Origin of the sequence: Aquaspirillum sp. LM1 (genome assembly GCF_002002905.1) — a bacterium.
Lineage (GTDB): Bacteria > Pseudomonadota > Gammaproteobacteria > Burkholderiales > Aquaspirillaceae > Rivihabitans.
In genome coordinates this window covers 790439-806539 of sequence record NZ_CP019509.1, presented here as the reverse complement: position 1 = coordinate 806539, position 16101 = coordinate 790439, and the positions used below count along the sequence as shown (strand labels likewise).

16 protein-coding genes are annotated in these 16101 nt (G+C 62.8%); 4 read left to right on the top strand and 12 right to left on the bottom strand.

Going from position 1 to position 16101, the window contains the following annotated elements; all coding sequences use genetic code 11:
• Positions 1-160: 160 nt before the first annotated feature.
• The 7 genes from bamB to ndk form a co-directional block, all read right to left on the bottom strand.
• Positions 161-1318: an outer membrane protein assembly factor BamB gene (gene bamB / locus BXU06_RS03590; protein ID WP_253189516.1), complete on the bottom strand. Its 1158-nt coding sequence runs from the start codon at positions 1316-1318 to the stop codon at positions 161-163.
• Positions 1318-1953, bottom strand: coding sequence for a tetratricopeptide repeat protein (locus BXU06_RS03585; RefSeq protein WP_077296905.1), 636 nt, complete (start codon positions 1951-1953; stop codon positions 1318-1320). The genes bamB and BXU06_RS03585 overlap by 1 nt, the downstream gene beginning before the upstream one ends.
• A gap of 12 nt (positions 1954-1965) precedes the next feature.
• The gene (gene hisS / locus BXU06_RS03580) at positions 1966-3240 is read right to left on the bottom strand and encodes a histidine--tRNA ligase (RefSeq protein ID WP_077296903.1); all 1275 of its coding nucleotides are present in this window, start codon (positions 3238-3240) and stop codon (positions 1966-1968) included.
• Positions 3241-3304: 64 nt separating this feature from the next.
• Complete coding sequence (ispG, locus tag BXU06_RS03575; RefSeq protein ID WP_077296901.1) at positions 3305-4570, bottom strand: flavodoxin-dependent (E)-4-hydroxy-3-methylbut-2-enyl-diphosphate synthase; 1266 nt, start codon at positions 4568-4570, stop codon at positions 3305-3307.
• A 21-nt stretch (positions 4571-4591) separates the two neighbouring features.
• On the bottom strand, positions 4592-5497 hold the full coding sequence (locus BXU06_RS03570) for a helix-turn-helix domain-containing protein (protein WP_077296899.1): 906 nt from the start codon (positions 5495-5497) through the stop codon (positions 4592-4594).
• Between the two features lie 75 nt (positions 5498-5572).
• Positions 5573-6661 carry a 23S rRNA (adenine(2503)-C(2))-methyltransferase RlmN gene (gene rlmN, locus BXU06_RS03565; RefSeq protein WP_077296897.1) on the bottom strand — a complete coding sequence of 363 codons (1089 nt, stop codon included), beginning with the start codon at positions 6659-6661 and terminating at the stop codon, positions 5573-5575.
• A gap of 65 nt (positions 6662-6726) precedes the next feature.
• On the bottom strand, positions 6727-7152 hold the full coding sequence (ndk, locus tag BXU06_RS03560) for a nucleoside-diphosphate kinase (RefSeq protein ID WP_077296896.1): 426 nt from the start codon (positions 7150-7152) through the stop codon (positions 6727-6729).
• Positions 7153-7405: 253 nt separating this feature from the next.
• Here ndk and BXU06_RS18455 point away from each other — a divergent pair, with 253 nt between their 5' ends.
• Entirely contained in the window at positions 7406-8413 is a 1008-nt protein-coding gene (locus BXU06_RS18455; protein WP_077296894.1) for an SPOR domain-containing protein, read from the top strand.
• 171 nt (positions 8414-8584) lie between these two features.
• Here the strand turns inward: BXU06_RS18455 and BXU06_RS03550 are convergent, their stop codons facing one another.
• From BXU06_RS03550 to fabI, 3 genes are read right to left on the bottom strand one after another with little or no spacing between them, the layout of a single operon-like run.
• Positions 8585-9763, bottom strand: coding sequence for an acetate/propionate family kinase (locus BXU06_RS03550; protein WP_077296892.1), 1179 nt, complete (start codon positions 9761-9763; stop codon positions 8585-8587).
• A complete protein-coding gene (locus BXU06_RS03545; RefSeq protein ID WP_253189515.1) occupies positions 9763-10701 on the bottom strand; it encodes a phosphate acetyltransferase in 939 nt (312 codons plus the stop codon). Before BXU06_RS03545 ends, BXU06_RS03550 begins: the two co-directional genes overlap by 1 nt.
• Before the next feature lie 10 nt (positions 10702-10711).
• A complete protein-coding gene (fabI, locus tag BXU06_RS03540) occupies positions 10712-11488 on the bottom strand; it encodes an enoyl-ACP reductase FabI (protein ID WP_077296888.1) in 777 nt (258 codons plus the stop codon).
• 602 nt (positions 11489-12090) lie between these two features.
• Between fabI and BXU06_RS03535 the strand changes: the two genes are divergently transcribed.
• From BXU06_RS03535 to aspS, 3 genes are read left to right on the top strand one after another with little or no spacing between them, the layout of a single operon-like run.
• Complete coding sequence (locus tag BXU06_RS03535) at positions 12091-12327, top strand: FmdB family zinc ribbon protein (protein ID WP_077296886.1); 237 nt, start codon at positions 12091-12093, stop codon at positions 12325-12327.
• Positions 12324-12965 carry a DUF502 domain-containing protein gene (locus BXU06_RS03530; protein ID WP_077296884.1) on the top strand — a complete coding sequence of 214 codons (642 nt, stop codon included), beginning with the start codon at positions 12324-12326 and terminating at the stop codon, positions 12963-12965. Before BXU06_RS03535 ends, BXU06_RS03530 begins: the two co-directional genes overlap by 4 nt.
• Positions 12966-12974: 9 nt before the next feature.
• Positions 12975-14780 carry an aspartate--tRNA ligase gene (gene aspS / locus BXU06_RS03525; RefSeq protein WP_077296882.1) on the top strand — a complete coding sequence of 602 codons (1806 nt, stop codon included), beginning with the start codon at positions 12975-12977 and terminating at the stop codon, positions 14778-14780.
• A gap of 93 nt (positions 14781-14873) precedes the next feature.
• On the opposite strand, the gene BXU06_RS03520 is transcribed toward aspS, so the two are convergent.
• Together BXU06_RS03520 and BXU06_RS03515 are read right to left on the bottom strand one after the other, a co-directional pair.
• The gene (locus BXU06_RS03520) at positions 14874-15431 is read right to left on the bottom strand and encodes an IS630 family transposase (protein WP_253189514.1); all 558 of its coding nucleotides are present in this window, start codon (positions 15429-15431) and stop codon (positions 14874-14876) included.
• Positions 15401-15931, bottom strand: a complete 531-nt coding sequence (locus BXU06_RS03515; protein ID WP_077296878.1) for a winged helix-turn-helix domain-containing protein — start codon at positions 15929-15931, stop codon at positions 15401-15403. The genes BXU06_RS03520 and BXU06_RS03515 overlap by 31 nt, the downstream gene beginning before the upstream one ends.
• Positions 15932-16101: the final 170 nt, after the last annotated feature.

Genomic DNA, 16101 nt, shown 5'->3' with positions numbered 1-16101 from the left:
CTCAGGCAGAAACGCGAGACGACCCGGACGGGAAGATCTCCCTCCCGGCGGGCCGTGGCCAAAAACCTGTACACCGGGTGAGATCCGGCGCGCAACAGGGGTCAAGCGCGCTACTCGCGTCCGCGTCATGCAACGGACAGCCAATTTCAATTCAGTTTGCTTACAGGCCCAGCGCCAGCACACGGCCATTCTGGGTTTGCACCAGCACACGGTCGCCCAGGCTGACCGGCTGGGTCAGGGTCTTGCCGCTGGCCACCGGCAGGCGGCCAACAAAATCACCGGATTCATTCGACAGCAGATGGGCAATGCCCTCGCCGTCCATCACCAGCACAAAGCGGTCCAGCATGGCCGGGGCGCTGACCTGGCGGAATTTCAGCCCGTTCTGCGTCCAGGCCGAACGACCGGTACCCCGGTCAAACGCCCATACCGTGCCATCGTCGCCGGTCACATACACATTCACCGCGTCCACGGTCAGGCCACGGCTGGAGCCGACATCGCGCGACCACATCGGCGTGCCCGAGCGGCCATCAAAGCAGGTCAGCTTGCCCTGAAACGCCACCGCACACACCTGGCCACGGTCGAACACCGGGCGGCTGGCCACATCGGCCATGCGTTCCAGTTCCGACGCGCCACGCGGGCTGGACACCGATGCTTCCCAGAGCAAATCACCCGTGGCGCTGCCCACGGCGGCCAGCTTGCCGCCCGGCAGGCCCACCAGCGCCGCTTCGTTGCCCACCAGCGTGGTCGAGCCATAGTTGCGCACGGTCAGCGTCGGCTGCGGACGCTGGAAGGTCCACAGCGACTTGCCGCTGTCCACGTCAAACGCCGACAGGCGGCCATCGTGGGTGCGCACCAGCACGCGCTGGCCATCGCTTTGCGGCGACTCCAGCGCCTGGCTGGTCAGCCGGATGCGCCAGCGCGGCTTGCCGTCTTCGTTCAGCGCCACCAGTTCGCCTTCGCTGGTGGCCACATACAGCACGCCATTTTTTGCCCCCACCCCGCTGGACAGCGGCAGGCGGGTATCCAGCCGGCTGACCTGGCGGCCAGTGTTCACGTCCACCGCCACCAGCTGGCCATCACGACTGCCAGCCCAGACGATATCGCCCATCAGCGCCGGGCTGAACGCATAATCCGCCGATGCGCCCAGCGAAGCGTCCCAGCGCACCTTTGGCGTCACGCTGTTTTGAATAGCCTGCAGCGGCGTGGGTTTGGGCGCGTTGTCACTGCCGGAAAACCAGTCGGTCATCGTGGCGCAGCCGCCCAGCAAGGTGGCCGCCACAGCCAGGGTCGCCACACGGCGCATAGCGGGGATGTTCATCAGGATTCGCCTCCCAGCGCATCAAGCTTGATTTGGAGATAAGGCCGGTTGGCCGCGTCTGCCGGGGTTTTGGCCAGCGCATCGCGGTAGGCGCTGCGCGCTGCCGCGCTATCACCCTTGGCACTGAGGGCATCGCCCTTGGCGTCGAGGAACAGGCCGGCAAATGCCGGGTCGTGCTCGGTAGTGAGCAGCGCCAGCGCTTCATCGTATTGTTTGGCGTCAATTGCCAGCGTGGCCAGACGCAGGCGGGCCACCGCTTTCAGGCTGTCTTCGCTGGCGTGCTCCACCACCCAGCCCAGCTGGGCGCGGGCGGTTTTAGCGTCGCCGGTTTCATAGGCGGCGCGCGCTGCTGCCAGCGCGGCGCGGCTGGCGTAGGCGGTGCGCGGGTAATCCTGCTTGATCGGCTCGGCGGCGGCCACCAGCTTGGCGGTGTCGCCCTTGGCCGCCAGCGCTTCCATCTGGCTGTACAGCGCGGCGGCGGATTCGGCCTGGCGCTGCTGATACCAGCGCCAGCCCTGCACGCCGGTCACGCCGAGCAGGGCAGCCACAATCACCGCCGTGACCGTGGTGCCCCAACGCTGCCAAAACGCCTTCAGGGCGTCAATCTGTTCCTGTTCCTGGAGGTCAAACGCCATGCTGTCCTCTTTTTACCGATTGATCAGGGCGGTGACGGCAGCCAGCATGGCCGTCCGTTCCACCACCACTTGTTCGCCATCGCCACGCAGCGGCTTGACCACCACCTGGCCATTGGCCAGTTCATTGTCGCCCACCACCACGGCCACCCGCGCGCCGCTGGCGTCGGCTTTTTTGAACTGCGACTTGAAACTGGCTTCGCCGCAATGCTGAATCACCTTCAGCCCGGCCGCACGCAACGCTTGCGCCAGGGTCAGCGCGTAACACCCGGTACCGGCCCCCTGGTTAACCAGGTACACATCCGGCGCGGGGGCGGCGGGCAACAAACCCTTGTCCTGCAGCAGCAGCATCAGCCGTTCAACGCCCATGGCCAGCCCCACTGCCGGTGCCGGCTTGCTGCCCAACTGTTCGATCAGGCCATCGTAGCGGCCACCGCCGCACACCGTGCCCTGCGCGCCCAGCTCGGTGGTCACCCATTCGAACACCGACAGATTGTAGTAGTCCAGCCCGCGCACCAGACGCGGGTTTTCCACATACGCGATGCCAACGGCCTGCAGCATGGCGCGCCAGTCATCGTAATGCCGGCGCGAAGCTTCACCCAGAAAGTCGATCAGACGCGGGGCATTGTCGCAGATTGCCTGCATCGACGGGGTTTTGCTGTCGAGCACGCGCAACGGGTTGGTGTACAGCCGGCGCTGGCCGTCTTCATCCAGCGCGTCCTTGTGCTGCTCCAGATAGGCAATCAGCGCCTGGCGGTGCTCGGCGCGCTCGGCGCTGGAGCCCAGGGTATTGATCTGCAGCGACAGGTACGGTGCCAGGCCCAGGCGTTGCCATAGGTCGGCGGTCATCAGGATCAGCTCGGCATCCACGTCCGGGCCATTGAAGCCCAGCGCTTCCACGCCAATCTGGTGAAACTGGCGATAACGGCCTTTTTGCGGGCGCTCGTGGCGAAACATTGGCCCGGTGTACCACAGCCGCTGGGTGGTGTTGTACAGCAGATTGTGCTCGGCCACCGCGCGCAGGCAGGAAGCGGTGCCTTCCGGACGCAGGGTGAGGCTATCGCCGTTGAGGCTGTCGGTAAAGGTGTACATTTCCTTTTCGACAATATCGGTAGCCTCGCCAATCGAACGGACAAACAGCCGGGTGTCTTCGACAATCGGCATGCGGATATTGCGGTAACCGTAGTCGGCCAGCCAGGTGCGCACGGTGTGTTCGAGGTATTCCCACTGATGCGATTCATCCGGCAGGATGTCGTTCATGCCGCGAATTGCCTGGATTTTTTCTGCCATAAGTAATGTATTCGGTATCGTTTTATTTTTGGAAAAATGCTCGGGCCGGACGCAGGGCCAGCCACTACACCGGCAGGATGGCCACGGTTTTGCGCCGCTTGCTGCCGCCTTCGCCATACCGGCTGGCCACATACTCAGCCACAATGGCCTGGAATGCTTCGGCAATGCCGTCGCCCTTGAGGGTAACGGTTTTTTCGCCATCCACATACACCGGACACACCGGCACCTCGCCAGTGCCCGGCAGGCTGATGCCCACGTCAGCCAGCTTGGATTCACCTGGCCCGTTGACCACACAGCCCATCACCGCCACATTCAGTGTTTCCACGCCAGGATACTGCGAGCGCCAGGTGGGCATCTGCTCGCGCAGCCACGACTGAATCCGTGCCGCCAGCTCCTGGAAGAAAGTGCTGGTGGTGCGGCCACAGCCCGGACAGGCGGTCACCAGCGGGGTGAAGGCGCGCAGGCCCATGGTCTGCAGCAACTCCTGGGCAACGATCACTTCCTTGTCGCGCGGCGCGCCCGGCTCGGGGGTCAGCGAAATACGGATGGTGTCGCCAATGCCCTCTTGCAACAGCACGGCCAGCGCCGCGCTGGAAGCGACAATGCCTTTCGAGCCCATGCCGGCCTCGGTCAGGCCCAGGTGCAGCGGAAAATCACAACGACGCGCCAGATCGCGGTAGACGGCTATCAGGTCCTGCACATGGCTGACCTTGCACGACAACAGAATCTTGTCAGCAGACAGGCCCAGCGCCATGGCTTTTTCGGCGCTGTCCAGCGCCGAGACAATCAGCGCCTCGCGCATCACCGCATCCGGTGGCAAGGGCTGGGCGCGGCGGCTGTTTTCGTCCATCAGCCGCACTGCCAGGCTCTGGTCCAGGCTGCCCCAGTTCACGCCGATGCGTACCGGCTTATCGTGCTCGATGGCCTGCTGGATCATGAAGGCGAACTTCTCATCACCCTTGACGCCCTTGCCGACGTTGCCGGGGTTGATCCGGTATTTGGCCAGCGCACGCGCGCAGTCCGGGTAGTCGCGCAGCAGACGCTCGCCATTGAAGTGAAAGTCGCCCACCAGCGGCACACTGCAGCCCAGGTCGTCCAGGCGCTGGCGGATCTCGGCCACGGCGGCGGCAGCTTCGGCGCTGTTGACGGTGATGCGCACCACCTCCGAGCCGGCCAAGGCCAGCTCGAACACCTGCTGCGCGGTGGCAGCGGCATCGGCGGTGTCGGTGTTGGTCATCGACTGGATCATCACCGGGGCGTCGCCGCCCACCGGCACGTGGCCAATCCAGACTTGCCGCGCAGCGCGGCGCACAATTGGGGTTAAGCTCATGGTATGTTCAAACCGCCCTGGTTATTGCAATTCCACCCGGGCGGTGCTGCCCTTGGTCTTGTCGGCCAGCGCCACGCCCTGGCCCTTGTACTGCAGTTCCACTTGCTGGGCGTTGCCGACGATCAGCTTGTACGGCGGCGTGCCGCTCACCCGTTTTTCGCCAGTGATCTGGCCATACACCAGTTTTTTGCCCTTGGCGTCGATCACGGAGATCCAGGCGGCCTCCTTGGCGCGCAGCACCACTTCACCCGCACCGCTATCGCTGACCGCCGCCTGTGTGGCCGGGGTGGCCAGTTCAGCCGGCTTGGCTTCTGGAGTCGGCGCAGGCGTCACAGGGGCAGGCGTGCTGACCGGCGCAGGCGTCACTGCGGCTTGCGGGGCTGGAGCCTCGACCACCGGCGCACTGACCGCAGCCTGGCTGGCCGGTGGCGGCAGCGTGGCCGGCGAGGGGGTGGGTGACACGCTGCCGCCCTGGGTGACCACGCGGTAGCCAATCATCAGCAACAGCACGAGCACCGCCACGGCAATGGCCCCCTTGATCAGCAGGGGATTCATCGGCTGGCGCGGGCGCGGCGGCGGCGCGGGCTCAACCGGCCTGGCCGGTTCGCGGCTGGGCGCCTCTACGGGCACCGGGCGTGGATTGATTGCCGGCATCGGCACATAAGCCTCCAGCGCGGCGTTCAGCAGCGCGGCGTCCAGCCCCAGCAGCTTGGCGTAATTGCGCACAAAGCCCCGGGCAAACGCCGGGCCGGGCAGTTTGTCGTATTCGTCGTTTTCTATCGCTTCCAGTTGCTTGCGGGACAATTTCAGCTGGTCGGCCACTTCCTGCAAGGACAGGCCGCGCTTGACCCGTTCGTTGGACAGCAGGATGCCGGGAGAAGCTGTAGGTGTAGCCGATTCAGCGCCGTGCGTAGGGATATCGCTCATTCAGTACAATCCGCTTGCAAAAAGAGTTTCAGAAAAGGTCATTCACCTTGGCAGACCCGACGGGCCAGCCAGGGTTCAATCCGGTTCCAGCGGAGTCAGCCAGCGCAGGGTGCGCCGGGTCTTGTCTTCAACCTTGCCCGCCAGCTGGCCACAGGCTGCATCGATATCGTCACCACGGGTCTTGCGCACCGTCACCACATACCCGGCTTCCTGCAGGATTTCGCGGAACACGCGAATCGAACCGGAAGTCGAGCGCGCATAGCCGGAATCGGGAAACGGGTTGAATGGAATCAGGTTGAATTTGCACGGCACATGCTTGACCAGGGCCACCAGTTGCCGTGCATGTTCCGGCGTGTCGTTCACGCCGTCAAGCATCACATATTCGAACGTCACGAAATCACGCGGTGCGCGCTGCAAATAGCGTTCGCAGGCGGCCAGCAGGTCACGTAACGGGTATTTTTTATTGATTGGGACAATCACGTCGCGCAGGGCGTCATTGGGGGCATGCAGGCTGACTGCCAGCGCCACTGGACAATCCTCGCGCAGACGGTCCATCGCCGGCACCAGACCGGAGGTGGACAAGGTCACCCGGCGACGGCTGAGGCCGTAGCCGTGGTCGTCGAGCATGATCTGCATCGCTGCCACCACGCTGTCGTAGTTGGCCAGCGGCTCGCCCATGCCCATCATCACCACATTGGACACCACCCGCTCGTTTTTCGGGGTGACGCCCATGGATTTGTTGGCCCACCACAGTTGGCCAATGATCTCGGCAGTGGACAGGTTGCGGTTGAAGCCCTGGCGGCCAGTGGAACAGAACGTGCATTCCAGCGCGCAGCCCACCTGGCTGGACACGCACAGCGTGCCACGGTCGTCTTCCGGAATGAACACGGTTTCCACGCCATTGCCCGTGCCCACGTCCAGCAGCCATTTGCGGGTGCCATCCGTGGAGGCCTGCTCGGTCATCAGTTGCGGCACGCGCACTTCGGCGCAGGTTTCCAGCTTGGCGCGCAGGGTTTTTGCCAGATCGGTCATTGCGGCAAAATCGGCGCTGCCCATCTGGTGCATCCAGCGCATCACCTGCTTGGCACGAAAGGGTTTTTCGCCCATTTCAGCAAAGTGGTCGGTCAGTTGCGGCAGGGTAAAGTCGAGCAGATTGGTTTTCATGGGGGCGGGGCTCGGCCCGGGCCGGGCGGGCAGATCAGGGCTGCACGCCGGCCCGGACAACGGGATCAACGGGCGTAAACTTCCGAAGCCGGGAAGAAATAGGCGATTTCAATCGCGGCATTTTCCTGGCTGTCCGAACCGTGTACGGCGTTGGCGTCGATGGATTCGGCAAAGTCGGCGCGGATGGTGCCAGCGTCGGCCTTTTTCGGGTCAGTAGCGCCCATCAGGTCGCGGTTTTTCAACACAGCGCCTTCGCCTTCCAGCACTTGGATCATCACCGGGCCGGACACCATGAAGCTGACCAGATCGTTGAAGAACGGGCGTTCCTTGTGCACAGCGTAAAAGCCTTCGGCTTCAGCGCGGGACAGGTGCTTCATCTTGGCGGCAACCACTTTCAGGCCAGCAGCTTCAAACCGGCTGTAGATTTGGCCGATCACATTTTTGGCGACTGCATCGGGCTTGACGATAGACAGTGTACGTTCGATTGCCATAAAAACTTCTCCAGGTGAAAAGACAAATGGTTACACTAGTAACCTGTTCCATTTTATGAACCTGCTCACGGTCCTGCTGAGCGTCGGCCTTGGGCGTGTGGCGCATTGCGCCCCCCGCAGCCAGACCAATACGACAGAATCCCTGGCAGATTCTACGTGACGAGACCCAAGAACGCTGCCCGGGTCTTTTCACGAAGAACCTTGCATTCTAACAGCTTTTCCGCCTTTTGCCGCTTTTGGCCGCGATGACGACATGAACGACACGACTAAACCGGATAGCAATCCCTCCAAACCTGGCGTTGCCGCTGCTGGCAGCAAAGGAAAACCCACTGCTGCGCCGGCCAAACCGGCCGCACCAGGCAGCGCCAAACCCGCTGCCGCACCACCAGCGGACAAGCCTGCCGCACCAGGCAACCGCAAACGGCTGATTATCGCTGGCGTTGGCATCGCCGCCGCGCTGGCCGCCGTGCCGGCGTTCAATCACTTCAATAAACCCGCAGCCACCAGTACAGCTGCGCCGGCTGACATTGGCCCGACCGTGGCCTCTGGCAAGATCAAGGACGCGCCACCGCCCGCCCCACCGGAAGCCGCCGCGCCCAGCCCGGTGGCCCCTGACGCGATCAGTCCGGAAGAAGCCGACAAGATCAGCAGCCCACCGCCGCCGGCCCCGCCGCCCGCGCCGGCAGTGGCACCTGCGCCAGCCCAGGCACCGGCGGCCAAACCCGCCAGCCCGGCCCCCGCAGCCAGTACGCCAGCGCCGGTGAAAAGCGATAAACCTGCCGTTGCGCCTGCCCCGGCCAAACCGGCAGAAGCCAGCAAGCCAGCCCCTGCAGCCCCGGCTCCAGTAGAAAAACCGGCTCCGGCCAAGGCAGAAAAACCGGCTGCCCCGCCGCCGCCAGCCGCACCGAGCAAGCCGGAGAAACCCGCGCCCGCCGAAAAACCTGCCCCGACCACTGCCGCCAAGGCCGACAGCAAGCCGGCCCCGGCGCCTGCCGCCGAAGCCGAACGGCCCAAGGCATTCAAGCCGGAAGTGGCCCTGCCGGATGGCAGCTCTGCCGGCTACCGGGTGCAGCTAGGTGTGTTCAGCAATACCAGCAATGCCGACAAAATGGTGGCCAAGCTGAAGGAAGCCGGCGTGGAAGCCCACACCGAAACCCGCGTGCATCTGGGTCCGTTCAAGAGCCGCGCCGAAGCCGACGAAGCCACAGCCAAGCTCAAGAGCCTGGGTTTCTCGCCTTTGCTGGTGCCGTTGAGCAAGTAAATCCGCACCGGAGCGGGCATATGCCTGCCGTGGCAGTGCGTCGCCCCCTTGGGTGACGCCCCCAAGCGAACCTCCGCCTTCCGCCTGGGTGTGTCAGCGGTGCGATGCGTAAAAAAAACCGCCTGGAGGTCACCCTCCAGGCGGTTTTCATGTCGGCGGTTCAGCCGGCGCTCAAGCCTGCGTAGCCAGCAATGCGGCGGCCTCGCGTGCCATCTGGCCTTCTTCGTCGGTGGCAATCACCCAGGCCGACAAGCGGCTGTCAGCACGGGTGATGCAACTGGCGTTGCGCTGATTGGCGTCGGCGTCCAGCTCAAAACCCAGCCAGGCCAGGCGGGCGAGGATTTTTTCCCGCACCGGCGCGCTGCGCTGGCCGGTACCGGCGGTGAACACCAGCGCGTCCAGCCCGCCAGCCTGCACCGCCAGCGCGCCAATTTCACGGGCAGCACGGTAGCAATACAGCTCCACTGCCAGCGCGGCGGATGGCTCGCTGGAAGCCAGCAGCTCGCGCATGTCAGCAGAAATGCCCGACACGCCCAACAGGCCGCTGGCCTTGTACAGCTCACGGCGCACGGCGGCGATGTCCATGCCGGCGTTTTCCATCCACCACAGCACCACTTCCGGGTCGAGATTGCCAGGGCGGGTGCCCATCATCAGCCCTTCGACCGCACTCATGCCCGTGCTGTTGGCCACACTTTGCCGGCGATGCAGGATGCACGCCGACGAACCACTGCCCAGGTGCAACACCGCCACCCGGCCTTCGGCGCGTTCGCTGCCCAGCACCTCCGGCAGTTTGTGGGCAATGGCCGCGTAAGACAGGCCGTGGAAACTGTAGCGGCGCACGCCAGCATCGTGCCAGCGCTGGGCGATGCCAAAACGGGTGCCCAGCGGGTCTTGCGTGGTATGGAACGCGGTGTCAAAGCAGGCAATCTGCACCACGTCCGGATCGACGCTGCTGACGGCGGCAATCGCCGCCAGACCCACCGGCTGATGCAGTGGTGCCAGCGGAATCAGCGTTTCCAGCTTGGCCACCACCTCAGGGGTCAGGCGCACCGCCTGCTGGAAGAACGGCCCACCATGCACAATCCGGTGCGCCACGGCAGCCAGGCTGTAACCATGCTCGCGGGCAAAGGCAAACACCGCCGCCAGCGCGTCGGTATGCGCCGCCGGTTGCAAGGTACGCTCCAGCACGCTGTCGCCATCGGCCACCCGGTGGATTTGCAGCCGGGCCGAATCGCGCCCGATGCCATCGACCATGCCGCGATAACGCGGCACCGGGCCGTGTTCGCCCAAGGCAAAAAACTCGAACTTGAGCGTGGCCGAGCCAGGGTTGAGGATCAGCAACACGCGCATTATTCGCCGGCTCCTGCGCCAATCACCAGACGGTGGCCGACCACGTTGGCCACTGCCGCCGAGGCCAGACGGCCCTGGGCGTCTTCAGCACGGCTGGTCAGCACGATCGGCACGCGCGCACCCATCACAATGCCGGCAGACGCCGCCGCTGCCAGATACGACAGCTGTTTGGCCAGCATATTGCCGGATTCGAGGTCTGGCACCACCAGGATGTCCGGATCCCCCGCCACGGCAGAGATGATGTGCTTGGTGTGCGCCGCTTCGGCGGAGATGGCGTTGTCGAAGGCCAGCGGGCCATCAAGGATGGCACCGGTGATCTGGCCACGGTCGGCCATCTTGCACAGCGCAGCGGCGTCGAGGGTGGACTGGATGTTCGGCGTGACGGTTTCCACTGCCGAGAGCAGTGCCACCTTCGGGCAGGCAATCCCCAGCGCGTGGGTCAGGTCGATGGCGTTCTGGGTGATATCCACCTTGGCCATCAGATCCGGCTGGATGTTGATGGCCGCATCGGTGATGAACAGGTAGCGCGGGTAGCTGTCCACTTTCATGATGAACACGTGCGACAGACGACGTCCGGTGCGCAGGCCGCCGTTTTTCTTCAGCACTTCACTCATGAACTCGTCGGTGTGCAGGCTGCCCTTCATCAGGGCGTGCGCCTCGCCGTTTTTCACCAGTTCCACCGCCACTTCGGCGGCGGCGTGGCTGTGCGGCACGTCGATGACGCGAAAACGCGACAGGTCAACGTTGAATTCGGCGGCCACCTTTTCCAGCTTGGCCAGCGGCGCAATCAGGATGGGCGAAATAATGCCATGGTCGGCGGCTTCCACCGCCCCCATCAGCGATTCCTGGCTGCACGGGTGGGCCACTGCCATCGACAGCGGGCCAAACTGCTCGGCTTCTTCCAGAATATCGGCAAAAGCGTGTTCATCACGGGTCATGGGCGTGTCCTCAGGCCATGTTGTGGAAGCCGCCATCGACGTAGATGGTGTCTCCCGTCAGGGCGCGCGCGCCACCGGATACCAGGAAGGCGGTGGTCATGCCCACGTCTTCGATGTCCACCAGGCGGTGTTCCGGGGTGCGGGCGATGGCTTCTTCGATCAGCTTGTCGAAGTGGGCAATGCCGGAGGCGGCGCGGGTTTTCAGCGGCCCCGGCGACACGGCGTGCACGCGGATTTTCTTGCTGCCCAGCTCGGCGGCCAGATAGCGCACGGTGGATTCCAGCGCAGCCTTGACCGGGCCCATCACATTGTAGTTTTCCACGACCTTGTCAGCGCCGTAGTAAGTCATGGTCACCAGCGCGCCGCCGTCTTTCATCAGCGGTTCGGCCAGGCGGGCCATTTCAATCAGCGAGTAGCACGACACGCGCATGGCCTGCAGGAAGCCATCCTTGGAGCAATCGGTCACGCGGCCATGCAGGTCGTCCATCGGGCAGAAGGCGATGGAGTGGATGACGAAATCCAGCTTGCCCCATTTTTCTTCGATGGCCTTGAACGCCGCTTCCAGCTCGCCCGGTGCTTCCACGTTCATTTGAAGGATCAGCGGGCTGTCGAGTTCTTCGGCCAGCGGACGGACAAAGCGGTCAGCTTTTTCGTTCAGGTAGGTAACGGCAAACTCGGCGCCCAGGTCGCGCAGCACGCGGGCACAACCGTAGGCAATTGAATTGTCGTTGGCGATCCCTACGATCAGGCCTTTTTTGCCTTGCAGCATGGTTTTGAGATTTTCCATGGTCGAGCTCCGTGTGTGTTTAAGTCATTCACCCGGTGGGGTGAAGAGGGTGGTCGTTAAATCTGTGCCCACGCCTGGATTCAGGGGGCACAGGGTGGTCACTGCTGGCGTAGGCAGAAGATGAAGATCCCGCCAATTCCGCCATGTTGCCGTGCAACATAACCTGAATGCAAGTGAGGTTATCGCCCTGCGTTATCCCATATTGTCATGACAGTGCCGTGAAAGCAGACAGGACAAGCCCTGGCAGACCCTGAACAGGTGACGCAGCCAGGCCAGCGTCATGCAAAAGAAACCGAAATGTAATATAAACCGACCCGTCTGCCCATGCCTGCGGCGCGGTTTCTGGCCGGCGCGGCAGTGGATGGGTCCTGCCCGGCTTGTGGCACATTCTCACGCCTTGACCAGCACAACACAGGGAGGTGCGGGTCAGCCAGAGCGTGCGCCAGCCTTGCCCCAGGCACACACCCTGTTTTGGTTTGGCGCAACGGTGAGATATACTTTCATGTTGCGTTGGACTGGCCATGCCGCCGTCCGACCCCCGGGCTGCCTGAAAAGTTCGGCATTGCCCGTCGTTGACACCTGTATTGCGGAGGCTTTATTCCATGCCGATCTATGAATACCGTTGTGAAGACTGTGGTCAGGTCAAGGAACATTTGCAAAAGCTCTCGGACGCCCCGATTGCCGCCTGCCCGGCGTGTGCCAGCACGTCGTACACCAAGCTGCTGTCCGCCGGCGGGTTCCAGCTCAAGGGCTCGGGCTGGTATGCCACAGACTTCAAGAACGCCCCCAAACCGGCGCAACCGCCCTGCGCGGCCAGTGGCTGCGGCGGTTGCGCATGAACCAGGGCAAACTGACGCTCAAGGCCTGCCTGCTCACCGGCGTGCTGATCTGGCTGCCTTTTGCCGTCACCCTGTGGGTGCTGGACATGGTGATTTCCACCATGGACAGCATGATCAACTGGCTGCCCAATGCGCTGCAGCCCACCCACTGGTTTGGCATGCACATCCCCGGCAGCGGGCTGGTGCTGGCGCTGCTGATTGTGCTGATGACCGGTTTTCTGGCGGCCAACATGCTGGGCCAGAAAGTGGTGGGCCTGTGGGAAGCCCTGCTCGGGCGCATTCCGGTGGTGAAAACCATCTACAGCAGCGTCAAGCAGGTCAGCGACACCTTGCTGTCGGGCAGCGGCCAGGCGTTTTCCAAGGCGCTGCTGGTGCAGTTTCCGCACCAGGGCGTGTGGACCATTGCCTTTCTGACCGGCAAGCCCGGTGCCGGGGTGGCCGAGCATCTGGACAGCGACGATTTTGTCAGCGTGTACGTGCCCACCACGCCCAACCCCACTTCCGGCTATTTCATGCTGGTGCCGCGCTCGGCCACCCGTGAACTGGACATGAGCGTGGACGACGCGCTGAAGTACATTATTTCGATGGGTGTGGTGGCTCCGGCCAGCAAACCCGTCCCACCTCCTACCTCTTGTTGAAAGCAGAGCATGCGAACCGACTACTGCGGACTGATTGACAAAAAATTCCTCGGCCAGACGGTCACCGTCAAAGGCTGGGCGCACCGTCGCCGTGACCATGGCGGCGTGATCTTTATCGACCTGCGCGACCGTGAAGGTCTGGTGCAGGTGGTGATTGATCCGGACACCCCGGAAGCCTTCCAGACCGCCGACGCCTCGCGTAACGAATACGTGCTGGCCATCACCGGCATCGTGCGCGAGCGCCCGGCCGGCACCGCCAACGCCAACCTGATTTCCGGCGAAATCGAAATCCTGGCCAAGGACATCGAAGTCCTCAACACCGCCGCCACCCCGCCGTTCCAGATCGACGAAGACAATCTGTCGGAAAACGTGCGCCTGACCAACCGGGTGATCGACCTGCGCCGTCCGGCCATGCAAAAGAACCTGCGCCTGCGCTACCGTGTGGCCATGGGCGTGCGCAACCACCTGGACAAGCAGGGCTTCATCGACATCGAAACCCCGATGCTGACCCGCTCCACCCCGGAAGGTGCCCGCGACTACCTGGTGCCCTCGCGCGTGCATCCGGGCGAATTTTTCGCCTTGCCGCAATCGCCGCAGTTGTTCAAGCAGCTGCTGATGGTGGCCGGTTTTGACCGCTACTACCAGATCACCAAATGCTTCCGCGACGAAGACCTGCGCGCCGACCGTCAGCCGGAATTCACCCAGATTGATATCGAAACCTCGTTCCTCAACGAGGACGAAATCATGGACATCACCGAAACCATGGCGCAGGAAATCTTCCGCGACGTGATGCAGGTCGAGCTGGGCAAGTTCCCGCGCATGAGCTACAACGACGCCATGTTCTACTACGGCTCGGACAAGCCCGATCTGCGCGTGTCGCTCAAGTTCACCGAACTGACCGACCTGATGAAGACCGAAGAATTCAAGGTGTTCCGTGGTGCCGCCGACCAGGCCAATGGCCGCGTGGTGGCCCTGCGTGTGCCGGGCGGCGCGTCGATCTCGCGCAAGGAAATTGACGAATACACCCAGTTTGTCAGCATCTACGGTGCCAAGGGCCTGGCCTACATCAAGGTGAACGACAAGAGCAAGATCACCAACGACGAAACCAGCGGCCTGCAGTCGCCCATCGTCAAGTTCCTGTCGGTCAACGCGCTGAACGAAATCATGAGCCGCACCGGCGCTGACAACGGCGACATCATCTTCTTTGGTGCCGACAAGGCCAAGGTGGTGAACGAAGCCATTGGCGCACTGCGCATCAAGATCGGCCACGAACGCGGCGAAGCCGGCGGCTATTTTGTGCGCGAATGGCGTCCGCTGTGGGTGGTGGACTTCCCGATGTTCGAGCACGACGAAGAAGCCGACCGCTGGACCGCCTGCCACCATCCGTTCACCAGCCCGAAGCCGGGCCACGAAGACCTGATGGACACCGATCCGGGTGCCTGCCTGGCGCGTGCCTACGACATGGTGCTGAACGGCTGGGAAATCGGCGGCGGCTCGGTGCGTATCCATCGCGCCGAGGTGCAGGAAAAAGTGTTTGCCGCGCTGAAGATCAGCCCGGAAGAACAACAGAACAAGTTTGGCTTCCTGCTGGACAACCTGAAGTTCGGTGCCCCGCCGCATGGCGGCCTGGCCTTTGGTCTGGATCGTCTGGTCACGCTGATGTGCGGTGCCGAATCGATCCGCGATGTGATTGCCTTCCCGAAAACCCAACGTGCGCAGTGTCTGCTGACCAACGCGCCGAACGCGGTGGACGAGAAGCAGCTGAAGGAACTGAACCTGCGTTTGCGCCAGAAGGCAGAAACCCCGGCAGCGTGATGCGCTAAAGGAAACGCGCCCGCCTGAGGAATAAGGTGGGCGCACAGCGTCATGCAGAAAACGGCATGCCCGCACTGGTGTTTAATTCCATTTCTATTTATAAATTGAATTAATTATCCATTCCCAGCCGGTGAGGCTCTGCATCTTTCCCGGCTGGTTTTCCAACTGAGCAAGGCCCTGTTCCAAGTGGGCTTCCAAGGCCTCCAGGCTATCGAAGGCTCGGTTGTGGAAGTACTTCTCGCGCAACTCATCCCACACGTGTTCTTGCGGGTTGAGTTCCGGCGCATAGGGCGGAAGGAAGATCAACCTCAAGTTGTCCGCCAGCTGAAACGGACTCTTGTGCCAACCGGCTCCATCCAGCACCATCACGATGTTTTCGTCGGGGTAGCGCCGGGCAACCTCATCCAGAAACAGCTGCATGCACTTGCCGTTCACCTGCGGCAGGATCAATGAGTCGAAACGCCCATCAGCCGGACTGATCGCGCCGTAGGCATAGACATATTGCTGTGTCACCATGGCTTTCACCACGGGCCGATGCGGCTTTTTCTGCCAGCAGTGGCGAACGTCGCTGATGCGGCCAAATCGAGCCTCGTCCTGGAACATCAATCGCAGCGGACGCGCTACGGCAAATCGGGTTCTTTCTTCTGCCAAGCGCCCCTGCAGTTTTTTTTCCAGTCTTCCTGGGCGTCGGGGTCGCTTTTCGGATGAATCTTGTCCGGAGCCACTTTCCGCCAGCCATGGCGCGCCAGCATCGCATAAATGGTGGAGAGCGCCAGCGGTTTGCCCAGCTTGGCCTCGATGACCGGCTTGAGCGGCGGAACGATCACCACTCCGCCGGTAGCCGCCTCGGTGAGTGCCTCATCCAGAATCTTGGCCTCTTGCTCCAGGCTGGCCTTGGCCCGGTTGCGCAGTTCGCGCTTGCTGCGCTTGGGCCTGGCTTCGCCAGCCTGCTCCCGGCAGAAATTCGTCCGCAACGTACAGGTTGCCCCGACCGAACGACCAATGATTTGAGCCGTCTGCTCGATGCTGAGGTTGAACAGCAGTGGCAGCGCAACCGCCTGAGCGGTGCGCAACTCTTCTACTGTCTTTGCCTTTTTCAGCAAATCTTGAGCCTGTGCCAGATGTTCCATCCCGCCCGGAAGCCGTGCCATGTTCATCTCCATCGATAGGGTGGAGATATTATTTCATTTTATATCTGTAATTGGAATAAGACAGGTGCGGGCATGTCGTTTTTTATCGAGCCAACCTGTATCGACCCTGCCGTTTCTGCCGTCCCCATACCGCCAAGGACACGCAAAAAATCGTGATCTCCGCGCACAGT

What these genes read in the sequence shown, in the direction of transcription:
- BXU06_RS03570 (WP_077296899.1), bottom strand. Translation starts at nt 5,497, where the DNA reads ATGAGCGATATCCCTACGCACGGCGCTGAATCGGCTACACCTACAGCT.
- fabI (WP_077296888.1), bottom strand. Translation starts at nt 11,488, where the DNA reads ATGGAAAATCTCAAAACCATGCTGCAAGGCAAAAAAGGCCTGATCGTA.
- BXU06_RS03545 (WP_253189515.1), bottom strand. Translation starts at nt 10,701, where the DNA reads ATGACCCGTGATGAACACGCTTTTGCCGATATTCTGGAAGAAGCCGAG.
- BXU06_RS03585 (WP_077296905.1), bottom strand. Translation starts at nt 1,953, where the DNA reads ATGGCGTTTGACCTCCAGGAACAGGAACAGATTGACGCCCTGAAGGCG.
- BXU06_RS03550 (WP_077296892.1), bottom strand. Translation starts at nt 9,763, where the DNA reads ATGCGCGTGTTGCTGATCCTCAACCCTGGCTCGGCCACGCTCAAGTTC.
- bamB (WP_253189516.1), bottom strand. Translation starts at nt 1,318, where the DNA reads ATGAACATCCCCGCTATGCGCCGTGTGGCGACCCTGGCTGTGGCGGCC.
- ispG (WP_077296901.1), bottom strand. Translation starts at nt 4,570, where the DNA reads ATGAGCTTAACCCCAATTGTGCGCCGCGCTGCGCGGCAAGTCTGGATT.
- rlmN (WP_077296897.1), bottom strand. Translation starts at nt 6,661, where the DNA reads ATGAAAACCAATCTGCTCGACTTTACCCTGCCGCAACTGACCGACCAC.
- BXU06_RS18455 (WP_077296894.1), top strand. Translation starts at nt 7,406, where the DNA reads ATGAACGACACGACTAAACCGGATAGCAATCCCTCCAAACCTGGCGTT.
- aspS (WP_077296882.1), top strand. Translation starts at nt 12,975, where the DNA reads ATGCGAACCGACTACTGCGGACTGATTGACAAAAAATTCCTCGGCCAG.
- ndk (WP_077296896.1), bottom strand. Translation starts at nt 7,152, where the DNA reads ATGGCAATCGAACGTACACTGTCTATCGTCAAGCCCGATGCAGTCGCC.
- hisS (WP_077296903.1), bottom strand. Translation starts at nt 3,240, where the DNA reads ATGGCAGAAAAAATCCAGGCAATTCGCGGCATGAACGACATCCTGCCG.
- BXU06_RS03530 (WP_077296884.1), top strand. Translation starts at nt 12,324, where the DNA reads ATGAACCAGGGCAAACTGACGCTCAAGGCCTGCCTGCTCACCGGCGTG.
- BXU06_RS03515 (WP_077296878.1), bottom strand. Translation starts at nt 15,931, where the DNA reads ATGGCACGGCTTCCGGGCGGGATGGAACATCTGGCACAGGCTCAAGAT.
- BXU06_RS03535 (WP_077296886.1), top strand. Translation starts at nt 12,091, where the DNA reads ATGCCGATCTATGAATACCGTTGTGAAGACTGTGGTCAGGTCAAGGAA.